Origin of the sequence: Sphingomonas sp. (assembly GCF_035998645.1) — a bacterium.
GTDB lineage: Bacteria > Pseudomonadota > Alphaproteobacteria > Sphingomonadales > Sphingomonadaceae > Sphingomonas.
Genome location: NZ_DASYHL010000005.1, coordinates 953,006 through 974,124 on the forward strand (window position 1 = coordinate 953,006; position 21,119 = coordinate 974,124).

Below are 21,119 nucleotides of genomic sequence, written 5' to 3' on the forward strand. Positions count from 1 at the left end.
TTTAATGCAACCGCCAATCGATCATCGCCCCGGCGCCCAGATTCAGGGGCGCGCCGTGTTCCCGCACGCGCACCTGACGGGAATTTCCGGGCTTCAGCCGCACGAAATCCTGTTCCTGCTCGACGAGGCGGAACAGTGGATCGAGGCGAACCGCAACCGCGCGCCCAGCGACCATCGCCTCGACGGGCTGACCCAGATCAACGCGTTCTTCGAGAACTCCACGCGCACGCTGCTCAGCTTCGAAATCGCGGGCAAGCGGCTCGGCGCCGATGTCGTCAACATGCACGCCGCGCAGTCGAGCGTGAAGAAGGGCGAGACGCTGATCGACACCGCGATGACGCTCAACGCGATGCGCGCCGACGTCATCGTCATCCGCCACATGAGCTCGGGCGCGGTGCAGCTGATCGCCGACAAGGTCGATTGCCCGGTGCTCAATGCCGGCGACGGCAGCCATGAGCATCCGACGCAGGCGCTGCTCGACGCGCTCACCATCCGCCGCCGCCGGGGCAGCGTTGCGCATCAGCGCGTCGTGATCTGCGGCGATATCCTGCACAGCCGCGTCGCGCGCTCGAACATCCTCGCGCTCACCGCGCTGGCGGCGGAGGTGCGCGTGGTCGCCCCCTCGACGCTGATGCCTGCCGCGATCGAGAAGATGCATGTGACACCCTTCACCGATTTCGATGCGGCGCTGGAGGGGGCGGACGTGGTGATGATGCTGCGGCTGCAGAATGAACGCATGTCGGGGGCGTACATCCCATCGACCCGCGAATATCACCTCAATTACGGCCTGACGCTCGAACGGCTCAAGCGCGCCAAACCCGATGCGCTGATCATGCACCCCGGCCCGATGAACCGCGGGGTCGAGATCGATTCGGTCGTCGCCGACCTGCCGGGTCGCTCGGCGATCACCGAACAGGTCGAGATGGGTGTCGCGGTGCGCATGGCGTGCCTCGACGTGCTGACGCGGCGTGCGCGCGGCGTGGAGGGCTGGGCATGAACCGTATCTTCCGCAACGCCCGGCTGGTCTGTCCCGAGGGCGGCGAGCGCACCGGCGACCTGTTCGTCGCCGACGAGCGGATCGTCGATGCCGCGCCCGACGGCGCCGAGGTCATCGACTGCGGCGGCAAGCTGCTCGCCCCTGCCCTAACCGATCTTGGCGTGTTCGCGATGGACAAGGCGGCGTGCCGCGCGGGCGGGATCGCGCGCGTCGGGTTGATGCCCGATCAGTCGCCGGTGCTCGACGGCCCCGGCCTGGTCCAGCGCGCCGCCGATATGGGCAAACCCGAACTCTGGGTCCACCCGATCGCAGCCGCGACACGCGGGCTGGAGGGTGTGGACCTCGCCGAATATGCGACCAACGCCGATGCCGGTGCGCGCGCAGTCGGCACCGGGCGCGGCTGGATCGCCGATAGCGGCGTGATGCGCCGCGTCCTCGCCTATGCGCGCGATTGCGGGCTGGTTGTCATCGCACACGCGGAAGATAGCGGCCTGACCCGGAATGCTGTGGCGACCGAGGGCGAGACCGCGACCCGCCTCGGCCTCCCCGCCGCCCCTGCCATGGCCGAGGCACTAGCGGTCGCACGCGACCTGATGCTCGCCGAGCAGACCGGCGCAGCGATCCATTTCCGTCAGCTGACCACCGCCGCCGCGTTCGCGCTTGTCCGCGCGGCAAAGGCGCGCGGCATGCGCGTCACCTGCGGCGTCACTCCGGCGCATCTGCTGCTGTCGGACATCAACCTGTCCGATTTCCGCACCTTCGCGCGCCTGTCCCCTCCGCTCCGGGATGACAGCGACCGTCTTGCCGCGCTCGCAGCGTTGGCAGATGGGACGATCGATGTGCTCTGCTCGGGCCACGATACGCGCGGGCCGGAGGAAAAGCGCCTGCCCTTCGCCGATGCGACGCCCGGCATGGCGGGCGCGGCAACGTTGCTGACGCTGGGACTGGGGCTGGTGCGTGAGGGGCATGTGACGCTCGACCGCCTGTTCGCGCTGGTCGCGCACAATCCGGCGCGGATCCTCGGCATCGACACGGGGACGCTCGCGCCCGGAATGCCCGCCGACCTGGTGCTGGTCGATCCCGAAGCACCCTGGCAGATCGTCGCCGACCGCATGCCCGGCAAGGCCGGCAACACCCCGTTTGACGGCCTCCCGGTGCAGGGCAAGGCACTCCGCCTGTTCAAGGGCGGCAGCGAAGTCCGCTGACACGAAAAGGGCCGGGAGTGACCCCGGCCCTTTTGCTATTCCTGATCGGCGGCGTCAGCGCAGCCAGCTGGCCTTCCTGTCACCCGCAGCGGTGCGCACGAAGCACGTGCCGCCATCGCCACGCACTTCGCGGCACAGCGCATCGGCATCGGCGCGGGCAAGCCCGCCGACCGACAGCCGCTGGAACGCGCCCGCCTTGGTCGACACGCTGGCGCTTGCCGGGGTCAGCCCCTTGAGCTGCGGCGTGCGGCGGACCATCCGGCCCCATGCGTCGCGCGCAACGCCGACACTGTCAAAGGCGCCGAGCTGGACATACCAGCTGCCCTTGGCGAAACGCTGGGAAGAAGGCACATCAACCCGAACCGGCTTGATCGCGCCAGCACTGACCGCCGCGACATCAGCACGCACAGCACGCGTCGGGATCGCCTGAACGATCTCCTGTCGCGGACCAAATACGATCTGCTGGCCGCTCGGCGCAGTGATCGACGGACCCTGCGCGACATCGGTCGCCGCCACATCCACCGCCGTAGCGGCGACCGCAGCCACCGCCTCGACCGGCGCGGGGCCCGGCATATAGGTCTCGACCGGATCGGCGACCCGCGTGACCGCAACCGCGCTGGTCATCGAATGCGCCAGCGCCAGCCGCTCGGGCTGGCCATTGTCCGCAATCGGCGTCACGCCGAGCAGCGACGCGACCTGATCATAAGCGTTCTGTGGGCGCGCAAAGCTCGCCCACTGCATGATGCGTCCATCGACCTGGTCGGGCGACAGGTCGAATGCGGCAATCGCCCGCGCCTGCTGCCACTGCCCCGCCAGCGCAAGGCTGAGCGCAAGGTTCTGGCGCGTCTTGGCGTCAGCGCCCGGCTGGCGCGCGATTTCCATCAGCAGCCCGACCGCGCCGGCAGGATCACCCGCCAGCGCCATGGCGAGGCCACGGTCGCTCGCTGGGATGGTCGCGCTGTGCGTCGCCAGCGTCTGGCGCGCCACATCCCATTCGCCCGTCGCAATCTGCGCCAGTGCGAGGTTCAGCGCGGTGCGGCCATTGGCCGGGTCGAGCGACAGCGCCTCGTTCAGCGCCTGCGCCGCCGACACAAAGCGGCCCGCGAACAGATACGCCTCGCCCAGCAGCTTGCGATACTCGCCATTGCGCGGGTCGAGCGTGACTGCCGCCTCGGCATGCGTCACCGCCTTCTGCCCCTCACCCTTTTTCAGGGCTTTGGTGGCGGCGGCGGCCTCCTTGCCGGCGCGGCGCAGATCGGCGGTCTCGACACCGGAGCTGGCGACGGCGAGGCCGCCGATCAGCGTCGGGCCACCGACGATCGGTGCGCCCAGTACGAGTGCAGAGACCGATACGGTCAGGATACGACGAAGGTTCATGGCTGCATTTCCCCCTAGATCAGCGAGCCTTGCCCGCGGGGAGCCGGTCAACCAGCGCCCCCAGTTCGGGCAGCGATTCAAGAAACACGTCCAGCGCCTCGGTCACGAGGGCCTGGGCGGAGCGGCCCGTGACCGCCGACGCAAGGCGCAACTTCAAATGGCGTTCATGGTCGAGCCGCAGCGTGAAGGCGGCCTTGCCCTTGCGCGAGGCGACCTCGCGCCCGATCCGGGCGGCGGTAGCGGTCGAGACCGGGCGTGCTGATGCTTCGGGCTCGGGCGCAACGGGTGCGGCGACCGGCTCGGAAGCGGGCTGCGGTTCGGGCGCGAATTCTTCGACCAGCGTCTGGCGCTGCGCCAGCACCGGCGGAACCGGCTCGAACACGGGCGCGGGCGCAGGCATCTCGCTCCCCATGTCATTCCAGCCGAGATCGTCGAGCGAGGTGCCCGGATCAAGGCCGATAAACCCTTGCGGGCGCATCGCGGGGCGTGCCTGTCCCTTGCGGGCGAGCAGGCCCGAAGACAGCGACGCGGCGGGCTTGGCGGAACCGAACATCAGCTCACCACCCGGCGGCCAAAGCCACCCTGTGGGCGCCCGGCAAAGGCGGCGTGGGGCGCCGCCGCAACGGCGGGCGCGCTGAACACGGTGCGGCGGAAGTTCTTCTCGAGCCGATCGTTGATATAGGCCCACAAAGCCGTCACCTCGGCGGCGGATTTGCCCTTGGGGTCCACCTCCATCACGGTGCGCCCGTCGATCATCGATGCGGCGAAATCGGTGCGGTGATGCAGCGTCACCGGCGCGACGGTGCCGTGCTGCGACAGCGCGACAGCAGCTTCGCTGGTGATCTTGGCCTTGGGCGTCGCGGCGTTGACCACGAAGATCAGCGGCTTGCCCGCGCGGTCGCACAGGTCGACCGTGGCACCGACGGCGCGCAAATCGTGCGGCGACGGACGGGTCGGAATGACGATTAGCTCAGCGACCTGGATCACGCTCTGGATCGCCATGGTGATCGCCGGCGGGGTATCGATCACCGCAAGGCGAAACCCCTGCTGGCGCAATACCTCAAGGTCGGCGGAGAGCCGGGCGACGGTGGTCTGCGCAAAGGCGGGAAACTCCGTCTCGCGCTCGTTCCACCAATCGGACAGCGACCCTTGCGGATCGATGTCGATCAGGACGACGGGGCCATGACCAGCCCGCTGCGCCTGCACCGCCAGATGCCCGCTCAGCGTGGTCTTTCCCGATCCACCCTTTTGTGATGCCATCGCAAGTACGCGCATCTGCCCCTCGAAAATAACCCGGTTGCCCAGCATTGGGGATGCCATCGGGAAGCTAAGAAGGTGTTAATACGGTAGCGGCCGCCGAGATTTCTCCCATGCCGGGCTTAACCAAAGCGCAAGCATTGCTTGGCCATGTTATGGTTAACTGGCATTATCCGTAAGTGGGCGGGATCGGGACGTGACTGAATGAAGCAGGTGATCTGGACGGCGGCGATGGCCGGCGCGTTTCTGGCAGCGCCGGCGCTTGCCGATGTGAAAGCAGGGGTCGAGGCGTGGCAGCGCGGCGACTATCGCGTCGCAGTTTCCGAATGGCGCGGCCCGGCGGTCGCGGGCGACGCCGACGCGCAATTCAACATGGGCCAGGCCTATAAATTCGGTCGTGGCGTCCCCGCCGACCTGGCGCAGGCCGAGGAATGGTATCGCAAGGCCGCGCTGCAAGGGCATCCCCAGGCCGAGGAGAATTACGGCCTCGCGCTGTTTGAAAATGGCAAGCGGCTACAGGCGATCGAGTGGCTGGAAAAGGCCGCCGGTCGCGGAGCGCCGCGCGCGCAATATGTGCTCGGCACGATGTTGTTCAACGGCGATGCGGTGACCAAGGACTGGGTCCGCGCCTACGCGCTGATCGTCCGCGCAGCCGCACAGGGCCTGCCCCAGGCATCGGCCTCACAGGCGCAGATGGACGGCTATATCTCGCTGCAGGACCGGCAAAAGGCGCTGGAACTCGCGCGGGTCTATGAACGCGACGCCGATCGCCCAAGCGTCGCGGCGGTTCAGCCGCCAAGGAGTAAGCAGCAGGCCGGCGCGGTCGGACGCACCGACCTGCCCCCCTCGACAGCGTATCAGCCGCGCAACCCAATCCCGGCCCCCGCGCCGACGCAGAGCGCGCAGACGCGCCCCACCCCGCCAATCGTGCGCCCCGCGCCCAAACCGACGCCCGCGCCCACCGCAATCCGCGACGGCGGGTGGAAGCTGCAGCTCGGCGCGTTTGGAGAGGCTGGCAATGCGCAGAAACTATGGTCGCAGGTCGGCGGCCGCTTCCCGGGTCGCAAGGTCAGCTATGTGAAATCGGGCCGCCTGACCAAGGTGCTGGTCGGCCCCTTCGCCTCCAGCGCCGAAGCCAGCGCGGCGTGCCGTGGGCTAAGCCCCTGCGTGCCGGTGCGGGATTAACGACAAATCCTCCCCCGCCAGGGGGAGGTGGCGCCGAAGGCGACGGAGGGGGAGGACGGCTGTGTCCTCAAACCTCTTGCCGTGGTGCTTCCGCCCCCTCCGTCAGCGCTGCGCGCTGCCACCTCCCCCTTGCGGGGGAGGATCAATTTGACTCACTCCACCCACTCGCTCCGCGCAATCCCCTGCGCGTAGAGCAACGCCGTCAAATCCCCATGGTCGATCCGCGCGCCCGCCGCAGCCGCAACGATCGGCTTGGCATGATAGGCAACACCCAGCCCGGCCTTACGGATCATCGCAAGGTCATTCGCGCCATCGCCCACCGCCAGCGTCGCCGAGGCGTCCAGCCCCAGCTCCGCCATCGCGCCGAGCAGCGTCGTTTCCTTGGTCGCTGAATCCACGATCGGCTTGGTCACGGCGCCGGTCAGCGCATCGCCCTCGATCAGCAGCTCATTGGCGATCACGCGGTCGAAGCCAATCTGCGCGCCCACCGGCTCGGCGAAGCGCGTGAAGCCGCCCGACACCAGAATCGCCGTCGCCCCGCGCGCCTTCATCGTCTGCACCAGCGTCCGCGCGCCCGGCATCAGCCGCACCCGCTCGGCAAGGCAACGGTCGATCGCATCGGCGCCCAGCCCCTTAAGCAACGCCACCCGTGCGTCCAGCGCCTCGGCAAAATCCAGTTCGCCGCGCATCGCCGCTTCGGTCACTTCGGCAATCTGCGCCTTGATACCGGCATAGTCGGCGAGCTCGTCGATGCACTCGACGGTGATCATCGTCGAATCCATATCGGCGACGATCAGCGCCTTTTCGCGACCCTCGGCGGGCTGCACGACCACATCGACCCGGTCGAACGCGCCCTCCAGCGCAGCACGCGCCGCATCGGGGTTCGCGTCGAAGAACAGGTCGCTCGCCTTGTCCTCGTCCAGCGTCTCGACGCCGCGCGGCTCGCACCCGGCATCGCTCAGCTTGTCCAGCGCGGAGGAAATATCCCCCGCGTCGAGCCGATCCGCTGCTATCAGCGTCGCGATGAACATGCCGCACTCCTCCAGGCCAAGGGTCGCGCTCATTGCAGGACCGACCGCCAGCGGCAAGTCCGCTTTGGCGATCGCGCTCGCGCAGGCGACCGGAGGCACGGTGATCAACGCGGACTCGGCGCAGGTATACGCCGAGCTGCGCGTGCTCAGCGCGCGGCCCTCGGCGGAGGAAGAGGCACAGGCCCCGCACCGCCTGTTCGGGCACGTCACCGGCACCGACGATTATTCCGCCGCGCGTTGGGCGGCGGAGGCCAAGGCGGAGATCGCAGCGGCGCAGGGGCGCGGCAGTCTCCCCATCCTCGTCGGCGGGACCGGCATGTATATCCGCACGCTGCTCGACGGCATCGCCCCGGTGCCGGGCATCGACCCCGCGATCCGCGCCGAGGTGCGCGCGCTGCCGGTTGCTGAAGCGCACGCGCTGCTGAGCGAGCGCGATCCCGAAGCCGCCACCCGCCTCGCCCCCGCCGACACCACCCGCGTCGCCCGCGCGCTGGAGGTAGTCACCGCCACCGGCCGCACGCTCGCCGAGTGGCAGCAGGCAAAGGTCGGCGGGATCGGGGATCAGATCGACCTCACGCCGCTGATCCTCCTACCCGACCGCGTCTGGCTCACCGAGCGCTGCGACCGCCGCCTGGCCGCGATGTTCGACGAAGGCGCGATCGATGAGGTCGCGGCCCTGCTCGCCCGTGACGACATTCCGCCCGAGGCCCCGGTGCGCAAGGCAATCGGCGTGCCCGAGATTGCCGCGCTGCTCGCCGGCGAACTCGGCCGCGCTGAGGCGCTGGAGCGCGCTCAAGCGGCGACCCGGCAATATGCCAAGCGGCAATATACCTGGCTGCGGCACCAGCCGCCACCCGACTGGCCACGCACTGACGCGACAGATATTTCCAATAGAATGGCCAATTTCGCACGAATCGTATAAAGACAATTCTTGACACGCATCAATCATACGCATAGCAGCGCGCTTCCCCCATCGCATTGCACTGCGGCAAACAAGGAGACCTGACGTGGCCGAGAAAAGCGGAGCCGATATCCTGATCGAGGCGCTGGTCGACCTCGGTGTGGAGGTCGTGTTCGGCTATCCGGGCGGCGCGGTGCTCCCGATTTACGACGCGATCTTCAAGCAGAAGAAGATCCGCCACATCCTCGTCCGCCACGAACAGGCGGCGACGCACGCGGCGGAGGGCTATGCGCGCTCGACCGGCAAGCCCGGCGTCGTGCTCGTCACCTCTGGTCCCGGCGCGACCAATGCGGTCACCGGCATCACCGATGCTTTGATGGATTCGATCCCGATGGTCGTCATCACCGGACAGGTGCCGACGCACCTGATCGGCAGCGACGCCTTCCAGGAAGCGGACACCGTCGGCATCACCCGCCACTGCACCAAGCATAATTATCTGGTGAAGGACCCCGCACAGCTCGGCGCGGTGGTGCATGAGGCGTTCCATATCGCGACCTCGGGCCGCCCCGGCCCGGTCGTCATCGACATCCCCAAGGACGTCCAGATCGCGACCGCGCGCTACACCAAGCCCGGCCCGATCCAGCACAAGACCTATCGCCCGCAGGTCAAGGCCGACAAGGCGCTGATCGAGGCGGCGGTCGAGATGCTGGCGGCGGCGGAGCGGCCGATCTTCTACACCGGCGGCGGCGTGATCAACTCCGGCCCCGGCGCGTCGCAGCTGCTGCGCGAGCTGGCCAGGATCACCGGCGCGCCGGTTACCTCGACCCTGATGGGGCTCGGCGCCCTTCCCGCCTCGTCCGACCAGTGGCTCGGCATGCTCGGCATGCACGGCACCTATGAAGCCAATTACGCGATGAATCAGGCCGACCTGATCATCGCAGTCGGCGCGCGCTTCGACGATCGCGTGACCGGGCGGCTCGACGCCTTCGCGCCGCATTCGAAGAAGATCCATATCGACATCGACCGCTCGTCGATGAACAAGACGGTCCGCGTCGACCTGCCGATCGTCGCCGATGTCGGCCACGCGCTGGAGGACATGCTGCGCATCTGGAAGGCGCGCCAGCATCCCAAGCCCGACCTGTCCGAATGGTGGCGGCGCATCGAAGGGTGGCGCGCGGTCAAGTGCCTCGACTTCCCCGAGGAAGGCCCCGGCATCGACGCCAACACGATCATGCCGCAACGCGCCGTCCGCGCTTTGTGGGAGGCGACGCGCGATCAGGCCCCGATCATCACGACCGAGGTCGGCCAGCACCAGATGTGGGCGGCGCAGCACTTCCACTTCGAAAGCCCGAACAAGTGGCTGACCAGCGGCGGTCTCGGCACGATGGGCTATGGCCTGCCCGCCGCGATCGGCGCGCAGCTGGGCAATCCCAACGCGCTGGTTATCGACATCGCCGGCGAAGCGTCGATCCAGATGAACATTCAGGAGCTGGCGACCGCGACCCAGTACCGCCTGCCGGTCAAGATCTTCATCCTCAACAACGAATATATGGGGATGGTCCGCCAGTGGCAGGAACTGACCTATTCCAGCCGCTATTCAGAGAGTTACAGCGACTCCCTGCCCGATTTTGTGAAGCTCGCCGAAGCCTATGGCTGGAAGGGCATCCTGATCGAGCACCGCGACCAGCTTGACGCAGGGATCGCCGACATGCTCGCCTATGACGGGCCGGTGATCGTCGATTGCCGCGTGGCAAAGCTCGCCAACTGCTTCCCGATGATTCCGTCGGGCGCCGCCCATACCGACATGCTCCTCCAGGCCGCCGAAGTCTCCGGCGAAATGGACGACGAAGCCAAGGCGCTGGTCTAAGCTCATGCACATCAAGGAAGAAAAGGCCGAGCGGCATACGCTCGCCATCATCGTCGACAACGAGCCGGGCATCCTCGCCCGGATCGCCGGCCTGTTCACCGCGCGCGGCTATAATATCGAAAGCCTGACGGTGAGCGAGATCACCGACGACAAATCGGTGAGCCGCATCACCATCGTCACCAGCGCCAGCCCGCACGTGCTGGAGCAGATCGTGTCGCAGCTCGACCGCCTCGTGCCGGTGCACAAGGTCCACGATCTCACCGCCGAGGGCGACCATGTCGAGCGCGAGCTGGCGCTGGTCAAGGTCGCGGGCACCGGCGACCACCGGATCGAGGCGCTGCGCCTGTCCGAAGTCTATCGCGCCCGTGTGGTCGATGCGACCATCTCCAGCTTCGTGTTCGAAGTGACCGGGACTACCGAGAAGATCGACAAGTTCATCGAACTGATGAGCGAAGTCGGCCTGATCGAAGTCGCCCGGACCGGCATCGTCGCCATCGCGCGAGGGCGCGAGGCGGCGTAAGCGAAACCATTCGTCGCCCCGGCGCAGGCCGGGGCCGCTATGTTGTCGCTCCCAGCAGGCCGGCCTAGGCCTGCGCCGGGGCGACGAAGTTCAAAGGGAAACACTGCAATGCGTGTCTATTACGATCGTGACGCCGACCTGAACCTGATCACGGGCAAGAAGATCGCCATTGTCGGCTATGGTTCGCAGGGCCACGCCCATGCCCAGAACCTGCGCGACAGCGGCGTGACCGAAGTCGCCGTTGCGCTGCGCGCCGGTTCGGCGACCGCGAAGAAGGCTGAAGGTGCAGGCTTCAAGGTCATGTCGACCAAGGAAGCCGCCGCATGGGCCGACATTCTGATGATCCTCGCACCCGATGAGCATCAGGCCGCGATCTGGGCCGACGACATCGCCGGCAACATGAAGCCGGGTGCCGCGCTCGCCTTCGCGCATGGCCTCAACGTCCATTTCGGCCTGATCGAGCCGCCGGCGGACATCGACGTGATCATGATCGCGCCCAAGGGCCCCGGCCACACCGTGCGCAGCGAATATGTCCGCGGCGGCGGCGTCCCCTGCCTGATCGCGATCCATCAGGATGCGACCGGAAACGCGCATGACGTCGCGCTCGCCTATGCCTCGGGCGTCGGCGGTGGCCGTTCGGGCATCATCGAAACCAACTTCAAGGAAGAGTGCGAAACCGACCTGTTCGGCGAGCAGGCCGTGCTGTGCGGCGGCATCACCCATTTGATCCAGGCCGGGTTCGAGACGCTGGTCGAGGCGGGCTACGCCCCCGAAATGGCGTATTTCGAGTGCCTTCACGAAACCAAGTTGATCGTCGATCTGCTCTATGAAGGCGGCATTGCCAACATGCGCTATTCGATCTCGAACACTGCCGAGTACGGCGACATCAAGACCGGCCCGCGCATCATCACCGACGAGACCAAGGCCGAGATGAAGCGTGTGCTCGCGGACATCCAGTCGGGCCGCTTCGTCAAGGACTTCGTGCTCGACAACCGCGCCGGCCAGCCCGAGCTGAAGGCCAGCCGCAAGGCTGCCGCAGCGCATCCGATCGAACAGGTCGGCAGCGAGTTGCGCGCGATGATGCCGTGGATCGGCGCGAACAAGCTGGTCGACAAGGAAAAGAACTGACCCAAAGCCGGGGCGGGGTTGGATTCCCCGCCCCGCCTCCATAAAGCTGGGGCATGCGCTTCCCCGCCCTGCCCCTCGCCGTCGCGCTTGCGCTGATCGCGGGCGGCTGTGAGCGACGCCCGGACGACGTCGCGGTCGTGGTCAGCGCGATCGGCGGCCCGCCAGAGCTCCGCGATCCGACAAAGGTCGAACTCGGCTTTACGCAAAGCGTCCTGCTCGGCGCGACAGCGCAGGGCTTGGTCCGCTTCGACGCCGTCGGCGGGATCGAGCCGGGCATCGCCGAACGCTGGATCGTCACCGATGGCGGGCGCAGCTACATCTTCCGCCTGCGCGAAGCCGAATGGGCCGATGGGACGCGGATCACCGCCGCCGATGTCGTCGCCAGCATGCGGGCGGCGATCGCCCCGCGCGCGCGGTCCGCGCTCACCCCGTTCGTCGCGGTGATCGACGAGGTGGTCGAGATGACGCCTCAGGTGGTCGAGGTCCGGCTGAAACACCCCCGCCCCGATCTGCTCAAGCTGTTCGCCCAGCCCGAATTCGCGATCCTGCGCCGCGCCAAGTTGGCCGGAACCGGGCCGTTTCGTATCGCCGCGGCCGCCCGCGGTGCGCCATTGCTGCGCCCTGCCATCGACCCCACCCAGATGCCGGACGAGCCAACCGAGCCGGATCCGGCGGACGATGTCAGGCTGTATGGCGAGCGCGCCGCGGTGGCGCTCGCCCGCTTTGCCGCGCGTGAGTCCGACCTGATCCTCGGCGGCACCTTCCGCGACTGGCCGCTGCTCGACCATGCCGGGATTGCGCCAGCGAACCTCCGCATCGACCCCGCCGCCGGCCTGTTCGGCCTCGCGATCGTGTCGGAGGAGGGGTTCACCGCCGACCCAGCCAATCGCGAGGCGCTGGCGATGGCGATCGATCGCGATGCGCTCACCGCGCGGTTTCGTCCGGAGTGGACGCCGGTCGAAACCGTCCTCCCCGCCCAGCTCGACTCCGCGTCGCCGCCCAAGGCGCCCGACTGGTTCGCCGAGCCGCTCGACAACCGCCGCCTGATCGCCCGCAACCGCGTCGCCGCCTGGCGCGCCGCCAACCCCGGTGCCCCCCCGACGATCCGCCTCGCGATGCCGCGCAGCCTTGGCTCGAAGCTGCTGTGGTACCAGGTCGCTGCCGACCTGCGCGCAATCGGTCTCCAGCCCGCCTGGGTCGACGAACGCGAAGATGCCGACCTGCGCCTGATCGACGCAGTCGCGCCCTATGACAGCGCGCGCTGGTATCTGGTCACTGCCTGCCAAACCTGCCCCGAAGACCTGAGCGCTGTCATCGACGCCGCACGCGATGCTCCCACGCTGGGCGAGCGCGCTCGGCGGATCGCGGAGGCGGACCTCGCACTCAGCGCTGCGCATCGCTATATCCCGATCGCACAACCGCTGCGCTGGTCGGTCGCGGCACTCAGGCTCAGGGCGTTCCAGACGAACCCCCGCGCCTGGCACCCGCTGACCCATCTGCGCGAGCCTTAGGAGAAGCACGAACGTGGCCAAGGCGACCCGCATGCAGCCCACCCCCGGCTTTTCGATCGGCCGCGATCCCCATTCGGTGCGCCAGCGAGTCGTCGCGCTGGAAAAGCTGCTCGAACGCAGCTTCACCATCCCCGGCACGCGCCAGACCGTTGGCCTTGACGCGTTGATCGGTCTGGTCCCGGTCGGCGGCGACGTCATCGCCGCCGCGATGGGGCTCTACATGGTCTGGGAAGCGCGCAATATCGGCATGTCGCGTGGCGCGATGGTGCGGATGGTCGGCAATGTCGGTTTCGACTGGCTGCTGGGGCTGATCCCCGGCGTCGGTGACGTCGCCGACTTCTTCTACCGCTCCAACTCACGCAACCTGAAGATCATCAAGCGGCACCTCGACAAGCACCACCCGGCGACCGCCACCATCGATAGTTGATCCGATCAGGCGATCGGGGGCGGAGGAACGCTGCCATCGCTGGCACGGAACCATGCCGAGGCGTCCGGGCGGAACAGCATCCACACCGCAACCGCCGTCAACACGAAGGTCACGATATTCAGCGCCACCGGCAAAACGCCGGTCGTCTCGAATCCCGCCAGCGTGAACGGCAGCCCCACCGCCGATAGCCCGAAGAACGCGACGATGATCCACTTGGTCACCTCGCTCGCCTTGCGCGCGGTGAAGTACCAAAGCAGCAGCGAGACGAAGAGCGCGAACAGGGTAAAGCCGATCAGCATCGCGCGACCCGCAGGGATCATCTCCGGCATCGGCGCGAACGAGGCTTCGACGGTCGCCATCTGCGTGCCCCAGCCAAGCGCCGTGTTGATCCCCCAAACGACGATCGACGCCAGATAGGCCTGTTCGAAACGGATAATCGATTGAGGTCGCATGGATTTCCCTCTCCTGTGTTACCGAAATGCTAGGCGTCAGGCGGGGGCGAAGTCCAGCCCGATATCGGCGGCGGGCGCCGATTGGGTCAGCCGCCCCACGCTGACATAGGTCACCCCGCTCGCGGCGATCGCCCCGATCGTGTCGAGCCGCACTCCGCCCGACGCCTCGGTCGGCACGCGCCCGGCGACCAGCGCCACCGCTTCGCGCAACAGCTCCGGCCCCATATTGTCGAGCAACAGATGCGTCGCACCTGCCCCCAGCGCTGGTGCGATCTGGTCGATCCGGTCGACCTCGACGATGATCGCGCCAATCCCCGCGCGCACCGCCCGCGCCACCGCTTCCTCCACCGATCCGGCCACGGCGACATGGTTGTCCTTGATCATCGCCGCGTCCCAGAGGCCCATGCGATGGTTCTTCGCGCCGCCCATCCGCGTCGCATATTTCTCCAGCCGTCGCAGGCCCGGGATAGTCTTGCGCGTGTCAAGCAACGTCGCCCCGCTCCCCGCCATCGCATCGACATAGGCGCGGGTCATGGTCGCAATCCCCGACAGATGCTGGACGGTGTTGAGCGCCGAACGCTCGGCGGTCAGCAGCGCGCGGGCATTGCCGCGCAGCCGCATCAGGTCACTCCCCGCGGGGACCCCATCGCCCTCTGCCGCGAGCAATTCAATCTCGACAGCGGGATCGAGCGCGCGGAAAAAGGCAGCCGCAATCGGAAGTCCCGCAACGATCACCGCATCACGGCTGTCCATCACCCCGTCGAACACCGCATCCGCCGGGATCACCGCAGTCGCGGTCACGTCGCCCGATCCGACGTCCTCGGCCAGCGTGGCGGCGACGAATGCGTCGAGGTCGAACCCTTCGAGGTGGAAGACGGACATGGCAACTCCTGAACCCTGATGCCTGCCGCCTACCGCCCCGCCCGATCCGGGGCAATGTCGGTCGCGCTGCGGCGAACCCGTTGCCATGCACGCGGGCCGCCCCTATCTCCCCAACGACACAATTTTAGGGGTTACGCTGGATGACAACCTTTGATGATCGCGAACGCGCGTTCGAGGCGAAATATGCCCGGGACGAGGAAATGGCGTTTCGCGTGACCGCGCGCCGCAACCGCCTGCTCGGCCAGTGGGCAGCCGAAAAGATGGCGCTGACCCCCGAAGAGACCGATGCCTATGCCAAGGCGGTGGTCCAGGCCGATTTCGAGGAATCGGGCGATGACGACGTGATCCGCAAGCTGCTTGGCGACCTCACTGCCGCCGGCATCGAGATCGACGGCACCGCGGTGCGTGCGGCGGTCGAAGAGAAGACCATCGAAGCACGCCGCCAGCTGATGGAAGCGCAGTAAGCATGCCGATGGCGGCAAGCGAGATCGAGGCGCTGATCCGCGCCGGCATCCCCGATGCCGCGATCGAGATCACCGACCTCGCCGGGGATGGCGACCATTATGCCGCCCGCGTGACCAGTGAGAGTTTCCGGGGGCTGCCCCGTATCCGGCAGCACCAGGCAGTGTACGCCGCCCTTGGCGGTCGGATGGGGGGCGTGCTTCACGCGCTTCAGCTGACCACTGCGGTTCCGGCAGGGAGCGAATGACCATGACCGACGACACCAACGCCCGCCTCCAGTCCCTCGTCGATTCGAACGCGGTGCTGCTGTTCATGAAGGGCACGCCGCTGTTCCCGCAGTGCGGCTTTTCCAACCGCGCGGTTTCGATCCTAAGCCATCTTGGCGTCGAATTCGAAAGCGTCGATGTGTTGCAGGATCAGGAAGTACGCCAGGGTATCAAGGCGTTTTCCGACTGGCCGACCATCCCCCAGCTCTATGTGAAGGGGGAGTTCATCGGCGGTTCGGATATCATGATGGAAATGTACGAGAGCGGTGAGCTCGCGCAACTTCTCGAAGAGAAGGGCGTTTCGGCCTCGTAATTTCGGCCTCGTAACGGGGGGTTGGAAGACGAGTAAAAGCGTATGTTTGTACAACCAATTGCTGCCGCGCCTGGCGCGGCGGTACGGGACAGTGCGTCCCTGCTTATTTGTGACCTGACGCAGAGCTATTCGCCTGCGGGGGGCGGCGGCATCAGCACCTATCTCCGCGAAAAGCGCGATTATGTGCTCACCCGCACGCCGCACCAGCTGCTCCAGATCGTGCCCGGCCCCGAAGATCGGATCACGATCAACGGGCGCCACATCTTTGCCGAGGTTGGCGCAGAGCCGGTGCGCGGTAGCCCCAACTACCGCTTCATCCTGCGGACCGACGCGGTGCGCGACCTGCTGGCGCATTATCGCCCGGACATCATCGAATCGCTCTGCCCATGGGTTCTCCCGTGGACCGCGATCAACCATCGCCGTGACTATCCGGAGACTGCGCTGGTCGCGGGCTATCGCACCGACTTCCCCAACGCGCATATCCACCGCGTGGTCGAGGCAAAAGCGGGGCGCATGGCGGCCGACTTCATGCGCGTGCTCGCTTATGGCTACGCCGAGGTCACCTATCGCGAGTTCGACCGCGTCTACACGCTGAGCGAAGATGCCCAGGCGATCCTCGCGCGCAAGACGATCACGCGGACCGACGTGATGCCTCTCGGCGTCGATACCCGGCTGTTCATCCCGGCGCGGCGGGATCCGGGCTATCGTGCGTCGCTTGGTCTGCCAGGTAACGGGCCGCTGCTCGTCTATGCGGGGCGCATCGACAACGAGAAGCGCGCGGACCGGCTCGTCGACATGTTCCGCCGCCTGCCCGCCGATCTCGATGCGGCAATGGTCATGATCGGCGACGGCAAGTTGCGTGATCGGCTCGCGCGGGAGGCGTCGGACCTGCCGATCGCCTTTACCGGGTTCGAGAAGGATCGCGCCGGCCTCGCCCGCGCGCTCGCCTCGTCGGACATCTATGTCTCGGCGATGGCGGATGAGACGTTCGGCATCTCGGTGCTGGAGGCACAGGCGTGCGGCCTTCCGGTGGTCGGCGTCGCCAGCGGGGCGATGCCAGACCGCGTCCCGCACGGCCTTGGCCTGCTCGGACCGGTCGACGATACCGCCGCGATGGCGGCGAATGTCGTGAAGCTGTGGCAGGATGGCGCCGAGCTGGTCGGTGCCCGCGCCCGCGCGATGGTGGTCGAACGCTATGGCTGGGACCGCACGTTCGAGCGGCTGTTCACCGAAATCTATCCCAAGGCGATGGCCCGCGCGGCCGAGCGTCTGGAGGAAGACAGCATGCGCCTGTTCCGACGCCGCCGCCGCCGCGACGGCAGCCCGGTGGACTATGCATCAGCCTGAACGGGAAAGGGCGGGTGGCCCGAAAGCCACCCGCCCCTGAAGCGTCACACACGAGGGTGAACACATGTGCCCTTAGTGTTGCACCACCCGTGCCAGTTCGCACAACCCGCGCAAAACCGCCGAGAACGGTGGTTAACCGAATTTAGCCTTTCGCAAAGCTGTCAGAATTTCCGACAGGCGCGGCGCTCTCGTCGCGCCTGAATATCATTCATCGTCCATTCAGCCCCTTGACTACAGATGTGATCGTAACGATTACACCCGTAGTCAAAGAGGGATGCGATGACCGAGCGAATCAGCGATGCCGAGCACGCCGTGATGGAAGTGCTATGGGAGGAATCGCCCCTGACGGCGCAGGACGTGGTCGAGCGGGTGACCCCCGCCCGCGCATGGAGCGCCAACACCGTCAAGACATTGCTTGGCCGCCTACTCGCCAAGAACGTGATTGCCGCCGAAGAGGATGGCCGCCGCTACCAGTACCGCCCGCTCGTCTCGCGTGGCGACTATGTCGAGGGTGAGTCGCGCCGCCTGATCGACCGGCTGTTCGGGGGCAAGCTGACCCCGCTGGTCGCGCATCTCGCCGAACGCGACGCGCTGACCGATCAGGACATCGCCGAGATCGAAGCCCTGCTGAAGGAGATCAAGCAATGATCGCCTGGATGGTCGAAACCTGCATCGCCACCACGCTGCTGATGCTGCTGGTCCTCGCGCTGCGCAAGCCGGTGCGCGAGCAATTCGGTCCCAACATCGCCTATGCGCTATGGCTGTTGCCGGTGCTGCGGCTGCTGATGCCGCCGCTGCCCGGCGCGTGGAGCTTCACCGAGTTTCTCGGCGGGCTGAACTACGCTGCCGAGGCGCCCACTGCCGCCCCCAGCACTCAGGCGATCATCGATCAGGCACTGATCCAGGCACAGATCGACATGGCCGCCAGCACGAGCGCCACAGTCACCGAGGCGAGCGTCGTCACGGTAAGCGGACCGAGCATGTTGCTGGTGATCGGCACCATCTGGGCCGTGGGCGCGCTCGCCTTCCTGTTGTGGCACGTCATCTCGCATTCCCGCTTCTGCGCCAATCTGATGCGCAAGGCCGAGGTGCGCCGCACCGTCGCGGACGGGCGCGTCCATGTCATCGAGACCGATGCCGCCACCGGGCCGCTCGCCTTTGGTATCTGGCGCAAATATGTCGCGTTCCCGCGGGACTTTGCGGAACGCTACGACCCGGTCGAGCGCAACCTCGCGCTCGCCCATGAACTCGGGCACCATATGCGTGGTGACCTGATTGCCAACTGGATCGCGCTGGTCGTGCTCGCGCTCCATTGGTTCAACCCGGTCGCATGGCGGGCGTTTCGCGCCTTCCGTGCCGACCAGGAACTGGCCTGCGACGCCCTTGTGCTCTCAGGCCGCGCACCGGCGCTGCGCCATGCCTATGGCCGCGCCATCGTCAAGTCCGCGCATGGGGGTGCGGTCTCGGCGGCATGCCACCTACACACCGTCAACGAACTCAAGGGGAGGCTCAAAATGCTCTCGAAACACAATCCCAAGTCGCGTGCCCGTGTCACCACCGGAATCGCCGGCGCCGCGGCGCTGACCCTCGCCGGACTTGCGCTGACCGCCTCTGGCGCGGGTGCTGCCATCAGTCAGCCCGACGTGCCGGCTCCGCCCGCTGTCCCCGCCGTGCCCCCCGTACCGGCAGCGGCCTGGATGCCCGATCTGCCGCAGGTGCCGGAAGCGCCAGCCGCGCCGGAAGCACCCGAAGACGCCCAGGACAAGCGCGTCCATCGCATGGTCTTGGTCGAGCGCACCGGCAGCAAGGACAAGGGCTCTAAGGGCAAGGTCGAAACCCGCGTCATCCGCCTGAAGGGCGAAGGCAAGGACATGGTGTTCACCGGCGACATGGATGTCGATGTGAAATCGATGAAGTGCGGCGGATCGAAGGATGACTCGATCAAGATCGAGAAGCGCGATGGGGACAAGCGGGTCGTCGTGCTCTGCACCGACCGCATCGAGATGCGCGCCAGTGCTGCCGAAGCGCACGCAAAGGGTGCCGAAGCGCTCGCTCGCCGTGCCGAGGTCTTCGCCATCGCGAGCGCCGACATGGGCAAGCGTCACGCCGTGATGGGCCTCAAAATGGCCCGGCGCTCGATCGAGGAACAGACCGACCTCGGCGCCGAGCAAAAGGCCGCCGCGCTCAAGGGCATCGACGATGCGATGCGCGAGCTGGAAACGGCCGACAAGGACTGATCGCCACGCGGACCATCGCGCGGCTAGTCCATCGCCGCGCGGTGTCTCCTCCAGGGCCGGCCGCGACCCCTTCACGCGGCCGGCCCGTTCGCGTGCGCGTCGTTGGGCCGTCTCGCGCAGCGTTCGGGGTTGTGCCCGCGCCGATGAACCGCCATTTCAAGACGATGGATGACGCGACAACCGGCGTGGCGATGCAACTCGAACCGCTGGTGGCGCGGGTTCTCGCCGCCAACCCCTCCCCTTTCACCTATACCGGCACGCAGACCTATCTGGTCGGAACCAGCGATGTCGCGGTGATCGACCCCGGCCCCGATCTGCCCGACCATCTCGATGCGCTGATCGCCGCAATCGCCGGTCGGCCCGTGCGCGCGATCCTGTGCACGCACACCCATCGCGACCATAGCCCGGCCAGCCGCCCGCTCGCCGCCGCGACCGGCGCGCCGATCATCGGCTGCGCCCCGCTCGCGCTCGACGATGATGGGCCGCGTGCGGACGCAGCGTTCGACCGCGATTACGCCCCTGACCGCGTGCTGGCCGATGGCGAGCGCGTGTCCGGGGATGGCTGGACGCTCGAAGCCGTCGCGACCCCCGGCCATACGTCCAACCATCTCTGCTTTGCCCTGAGCGAAAGCGGCGCGCTGTTCACCGGCGATCACATCATGGGCTGGTCGACCAGCGTCGTGGCGCCGCCCGATGGCGATATGGGCGCGTACATGGCCAGCCTCGACAAGTTGCTCGCACGCGATGACCGCGTCTATTACCCCGCCCATGGTCCGGAAGTGACGACGCCACAGCGGCTGGCACGCGGCATGATGGGCCATCGCAAGCAGCGCGAGGGTCAGATATTGCGCCTGCTCGGCCAGCAGGTCGGCGCAATCCCCGACATGGTGACACGCATGTATGTCGGCCTCGACCCGCGTCTGACCGGTGCCGCCGGGCGGTCGGTGCTGGCGCATCTGATCGACCTGCAGAACCGGGGCCTGGTAACAGAGGAAGACGGCGAATGGCACAGCGCAGCATGACCGACCGCCCCCTCCGCACTCTGCTGGCGACCGCAGCGCTGGCGGTGATCGCGGCGGCCGCCTGGATCTCATGGGATCGCTTTGCGGAGACCCGCCTCGAAACCCTGCCCGCCGATGGCGGAGATCCGGTCACGCAGATCGTCACCGCGCGCCTCGATGGTGCCGGCACGCTCAAAGTCGCCGAACTGACCGGCACCGTTCAGGCGACCGCATCGGACACCCGCGGCCTTGGCCTGTTGCGCAGCGATCAGGTCGTGAAGATGCCCTATTCGGTCAGCTATTTCGTCGACCTGTCGCGGCTTGGCGCAGGCGATCTGCAATGGAACGCCCAGACCCGCACGCTGATCGTCGACGCCCCCGACGTGACCGCCGCTCCCGCCAATACCGATGAAGGCCGCCGCACGCTGATCGAGACGAAGGGGCTGTTCGTCACCCGCGACGCCGCCGAAGCGCTGAGCAAGAGCACATCCGCCCGTGCCACCACCGTCGCCGAGCGCGAGGCGAAGAGCCCGGAGCGCATGGCCCAGGCACGCGAACTCGGCCGTGCCGCCATCGCCCGCCTGCTTGCCCAGCCGCTGACCGCCGCCAGCATGGGCGAAGTGCGCGTCGTCGTCACCTTTCCGCCCGAACGGACGCTGCGCGACGGCGAACGCTGGGATATGTCCAAGCCGGTCGATCAGGTGATGCGCGAACGCGAACAGCGCGAAGCAGACGCAAACTAGGCGTTCACCC

Annotated in this window: 23 protein-coding genes; 17 read left to right on the plus strand and 6 right to left on the minus strand. The window is 67.3% G+C overall.

The features are described from left to right. Positions 1-4: 4 nt before the first annotated feature. Both VGN66_RS18190 and VGN66_RS18195 read left to right on the plus strand, forming a co-directional pair. On the plus strand, positions 5-997 hold the full coding sequence (locus VGN66_RS18190; RefSeq protein ID WP_294017897.1) for an aspartate carbamoyltransferase catalytic subunit: 993 nt from the start codon (positions 5-7) through the stop codon (positions 995-997). Next, on the plus strand, positions 994-2,202 hold the full coding sequence (locus VGN66_RS18195; protein WP_327520187.1) for a dihydroorotase: 1,209 nt from the start codon (positions 994-996) through the stop codon (positions 2,200-2,202). Before VGN66_RS18190 ends, VGN66_RS18195 begins: the two co-directional genes overlap by 4 nt. 54 nt (positions 2,203-2,256) lie before the next feature. On the opposite strand, the gene VGN66_RS18200 is transcribed toward VGN66_RS18195, so the two are convergent. Genes VGN66_RS18200 through VGN66_RS18210 form a run of 3 tightly spaced genes read right to left on the minus strand, consistent with a single transcriptional unit; the run spans position 2,257 to position 4,854 of the window. Beyond that, complete coding sequence (locus tag VGN66_RS18200) at positions 2,257-3,579, minus strand: SPOR domain-containing protein (RefSeq protein WP_327520188.1); 1,323 nt, start codon at positions 3,577-3,579, stop codon at positions 2,257-2,259. 19 nt (positions 3,580-3,598) lie between these two features. Further along, entirely contained in the window at positions 3,599-4,132 is a 534-nt protein-coding gene (locus tag VGN66_RS18205) for a hypothetical protein (protein ID WP_327520189.1), read from the minus strand. Next, positions 4,132-4,854 (minus strand): ParA family protein, encoded by a 723-nt coding sequence (locus VGN66_RS18210; protein WP_327520301.1) that lies wholly within the window; start codon positions 4,852-4,854, stop codon positions 4,132-4,134. Before VGN66_RS18210 ends, VGN66_RS18205 begins: the two co-directional genes overlap by 1 nt. Before the next feature lie 186 nt (positions 4,855-5,040). Here VGN66_RS18210 and VGN66_RS18215 point away from each other — a divergent pair, with 186 nt between their 5' ends. Next, positions 5,041-6,021 (plus strand): SPOR domain-containing protein, encoded by a 981-nt coding sequence (locus VGN66_RS18215; protein ID WP_327520190.1) that lies wholly within the window; start codon positions 5,041-5,043, stop codon positions 6,019-6,021. Positions 6,022-6,173: 152 nt separating this feature from the next. Here the strand turns inward: VGN66_RS18215 and serB are convergent, their stop codons facing one another. Next, on the minus strand, positions 6,174-7,052 hold the full coding sequence (gene serB / locus VGN66_RS18220) for a phosphoserine phosphatase SerB (RefSeq protein ID WP_327520302.1): 879 nt from the start codon (positions 7,050-7,052) through the stop codon (positions 6,174-6,176). Between serB and miaA the strand changes: the two genes are divergently transcribed. The 6 genes from miaA to VGN66_RS18250 all read left to right on the plus strand — a co-directional run bounded on the left by miaA (position 7,045) and on the right by VGN66_RS18250 (position 13,406). Continuing rightward, complete coding sequence (gene miaA / locus VGN66_RS18225; RefSeq protein ID WP_327520191.1) at positions 7,045-7,974, plus strand: tRNA (adenosine(37)-N6)-dimethylallyltransferase MiaA; 930 nt, start codon at positions 7,045-7,047, stop codon at positions 7,972-7,974. The two genes, serB and miaA, sit on opposite strands and share 8 nt — an antisense overlap. 85 nt (positions 7,975-8,059) lie before the next feature. Then, positions 8,060-9,820 carry an acetolactate synthase 3 large subunit gene (locus VGN66_RS18230; protein ID WP_327520192.1) on the plus strand — a complete coding sequence of 587 codons (1,761 nt, stop codon included), beginning with the start codon at positions 8,060-8,062 and terminating at the stop codon, positions 9,818-9,820. Between the two features lie 4 nt (positions 9,821-9,824). Then, the gene (gene ilvN, locus VGN66_RS18235) at positions 9,825-10,340 is read left to right on the plus strand and encodes an acetolactate synthase small subunit (RefSeq protein WP_327520193.1); all 516 of its coding nucleotides are present in this window, start codon (positions 9,825-9,827) and stop codon (positions 10,338-10,340) included. A gap of 108 nt (positions 10,341-10,448) precedes the next feature. Beyond that, complete coding sequence (ilvC, locus tag VGN66_RS18240; RefSeq protein ID WP_224920814.1) at positions 10,449-11,468, plus strand: ketol-acid reductoisomerase; 1,020 nt, start codon at positions 10,449-10,451, stop codon at positions 11,466-11,468. A gap of 53 nt (positions 11,469-11,521) precedes the next feature. After that, positions 11,522-12,979, plus strand: coding sequence for an ABC transporter substrate-binding protein (locus VGN66_RS18245; protein ID WP_327520194.1), 1,458 nt, complete (start codon positions 11,522-11,524; stop codon positions 12,977-12,979). 31 nt (positions 12,980-13,010) lie between these two features. After that, positions 13,011-13,406, plus strand: coding sequence for a DUF4112 domain-containing protein (locus tag VGN66_RS18250; protein WP_327520195.1), 396 nt, complete (start codon positions 13,011-13,013; stop codon positions 13,404-13,406). Between the two features lie 5 nt (positions 13,407-13,411). Here VGN66_RS18250 and VGN66_RS18255 read toward each other — a convergent pair whose 3' ends face one another. Both VGN66_RS18255 and nadC read right to left on the minus strand, forming a co-directional pair. After that, on the minus strand, positions 13,412-13,858 hold the full coding sequence (locus tag VGN66_RS18255) for a hypothetical protein (RefSeq protein WP_327520196.1): 447 nt from the start codon (positions 13,856-13,858) through the stop codon (positions 13,412-13,414). A 36-nt stretch (positions 13,859-13,894) separates the two neighbouring features. After that, positions 13,895-14,740, minus strand: a complete 846-nt coding sequence (gene nadC / locus VGN66_RS18260) for a carboxylating nicotinate-nucleotide diphosphorylase (protein ID WP_327520197.1) — start codon at positions 14,738-14,740, stop codon at positions 13,895-13,897. A gap of 140 nt (positions 14,741-14,880) precedes the next feature. Here nadC and VGN66_RS18265 point away from each other — a divergent pair, with 140 nt between their 5' ends. The 8 genes from VGN66_RS18265 (at position 14,881) to VGN66_RS18300 (ending at position 21,109) form a co-directional block, all read left to right on the plus strand. After that, positions 14,881-15,204: a DUF1476 domain-containing protein gene (locus VGN66_RS18265; protein WP_224920809.1), complete on the plus strand. Its 324-nt coding sequence runs from the start codon at positions 14,881-14,883 to the stop codon at positions 15,202-15,204. 2 nt (positions 15,205-15,206) lie between these two features. Further along, a complete protein-coding gene (locus VGN66_RS18270; protein WP_224920808.1) occupies positions 15,207-15,449 on the plus strand; it encodes a BolA/IbaG family iron-sulfur metabolism protein in 243 nt (80 codons plus the stop codon). Positions 15,450-15,451: 2 nt separating this feature from the next. Continuing rightward, complete coding sequence (gene grxD / locus VGN66_RS18275) at positions 15,452-15,781, plus strand: Grx4 family monothiol glutaredoxin (protein WP_327520198.1); 330 nt, start codon at positions 15,452-15,454, stop codon at positions 15,779-15,781. A 42-nt stretch (positions 15,782-15,823) separates the two neighbouring features. Beyond that, entirely contained in the window at positions 15,824-17,128 is a 1,305-nt protein-coding gene (locus tag VGN66_RS18280) for a glycosyltransferase (protein WP_327520199.1), read from the plus strand. 279 nt (positions 17,129-17,407) lie between these two features. Next, positions 17,408-17,776, plus strand: coding sequence for a BlaI/MecI/CopY family transcriptional regulator (locus VGN66_RS18285; protein ID WP_327520200.1), 369 nt, complete (start codon positions 17,408-17,410; stop codon positions 17,774-17,776). Then, positions 17,773-19,365: a M56 family metallopeptidase gene (locus tag VGN66_RS18290; RefSeq protein ID WP_327520201.1), complete on the plus strand. Its 1,593-nt coding sequence runs from the start codon at positions 17,773-17,775 to the stop codon at positions 19,363-19,365. Before VGN66_RS18285 ends, VGN66_RS18290 begins: the two co-directional genes overlap by 4 nt. 164 nt (positions 19,366-19,529) lie before the next feature. Then, on the plus strand, positions 19,530-20,387 hold the full coding sequence (locus VGN66_RS18295) for an MBL fold metallo-hydrolase (protein ID WP_327520202.1): 858 nt from the start codon (positions 19,530-19,532) through the stop codon (positions 20,385-20,387). Further along, on the plus strand, positions 20,369-21,109 hold the full coding sequence (locus VGN66_RS18300) for a DUF4230 domain-containing protein (protein WP_327520203.1): 741 nt from the start codon (positions 20,369-20,371) through the stop codon (positions 21,107-21,109). Before VGN66_RS18295 ends, VGN66_RS18300 begins: the two co-directional genes overlap by 19 nt. The last annotated feature ends 10 nt before the right edge of the window (positions 21,110-21,119 follow it).

Coding starts and splice junctions, on each gene's coding strand:
- VGN66_RS18190 (WP_294017897.1), top strand. CDS start 5: ATGCAACCGCCAATCGATCATCGCCCCGGCGCCCAGATTCAGGGGCGC.
- ilvN (WP_327520193.1), top strand. CDS start 9,825: ATGCACATCAAGGAAGAAAAGGCCGAGCGGCATACGCTCGCCATCATC.
- VGN66_RS18300 (WP_327520203.1), top strand. CDS start 20,369: ATGGCACAGCGCAGCATGACCGACCGCCCCCTCCGCACTCTGCTGGCG.
- VGN66_RS18270 (WP_224920808.1), top strand. CDS start 15,207: ATGCCGATGGCGGCAAGCGAGATCGAGGCGCTGATCCGCGCCGGCATC.
- VGN66_RS18295 (WP_327520202.1), top strand. CDS start 19,530: ATGGATGACGCGACAACCGGCGTGGCGATGCAACTCGAACCGCTGGTG.
- VGN66_RS18200 (WP_327520188.1), bottom strand. CDS start 3,579: ATGAACCTTCGTCGTATCCTGACCGTATCGGTCTCTGCACTCGTACTG.
- VGN66_RS18215 (WP_327520190.1), top strand. CDS start 5,041: ATGAAGCAGGTGATCTGGACGGCGGCGATGGCCGGCGCGTTTCTGGCA.
- VGN66_RS18210 (WP_327520301.1), bottom strand. CDS start 4,854: ATGCGCGTACTTGCGATGGCATCACAAAAGGGTGGATCGGGAAAGACC.
- VGN66_RS18280 (WP_327520199.1), top strand. CDS start 15,824: ATGTTTGTACAACCAATTGCTGCCGCGCCTGGCGCGGCGGTACGGGAC.
- VGN66_RS18250 (WP_327520195.1), top strand. CDS start 13,011: ATGCAGCCCACCCCCGGCTTTTCGATCGGCCGCGATCCCCATTCGGTG.
- VGN66_RS18255 (WP_327520196.1), bottom strand. CDS start 13,858: ATGCGACCTCAATCGATTATCCGTTTCGAACAGGCCTATCTGGCGTCG.
- nadC (WP_327520197.1), bottom strand. CDS start 14,740: ATGTCCGTCTTCCACCTCGAAGGGTTCGACCTCGACGCATTCGTCGCC.
- VGN66_RS18265 (WP_224920809.1), top strand. CDS start 14,881: ATGACAACCTTTGATGATCGCGAACGCGCGTTCGAGGCGAAATATGCC.
- VGN66_RS18290 (WP_327520201.1), top strand. CDS start 17,773: ATGATCGCCTGGATGGTCGAAACCTGCATCGCCACCACGCTGCTGATG.
- ilvC (WP_224920814.1), top strand. CDS start 10,449: ATGCGTGTCTATTACGATCGTGACGCCGACCTGAACCTGATCACGGGC.
- VGN66_RS18205 (WP_327520189.1), bottom strand. CDS start 4,132: ATGTTCGGTTCCGCCAAGCCCGCCGCGTCGCTGTCTTCGGGCCTGCTC.
- VGN66_RS18285 (WP_327520200.1), top strand. CDS start 17,408: ATGACCGAGCGAATCAGCGATGCCGAGCACGCCGTGATGGAAGTGCTA.
- grxD (WP_327520198.1), top strand. CDS start 15,452: ATGACCGACGACACCAACGCCCGCCTCCAGTCCCTCGTCGATTCGAAC.
- VGN66_RS18195 (WP_327520187.1), top strand. CDS start 994: ATGAACCGTATCTTCCGCAACGCCCGGCTGGTCTGTCCCGAGGGCGGC.
- VGN66_RS18245 (WP_327520194.1), top strand. CDS start 11,522: ATGCGCTTCCCCGCCCTGCCCCTCGCCGTCGCGCTTGCGCTGATCGCG.
- miaA (WP_327520191.1), top strand. CDS start 7,045: ATGAACATGCCGCACTCCTCCAGGCCAAGGGTCGCGCTCATTGCAGGA.
- serB (WP_327520302.1), bottom strand. CDS start 7,052: ATGTTCATCGCGACGCTGATAGCAGCGGATCGGCTCGACGCGGGGGAT.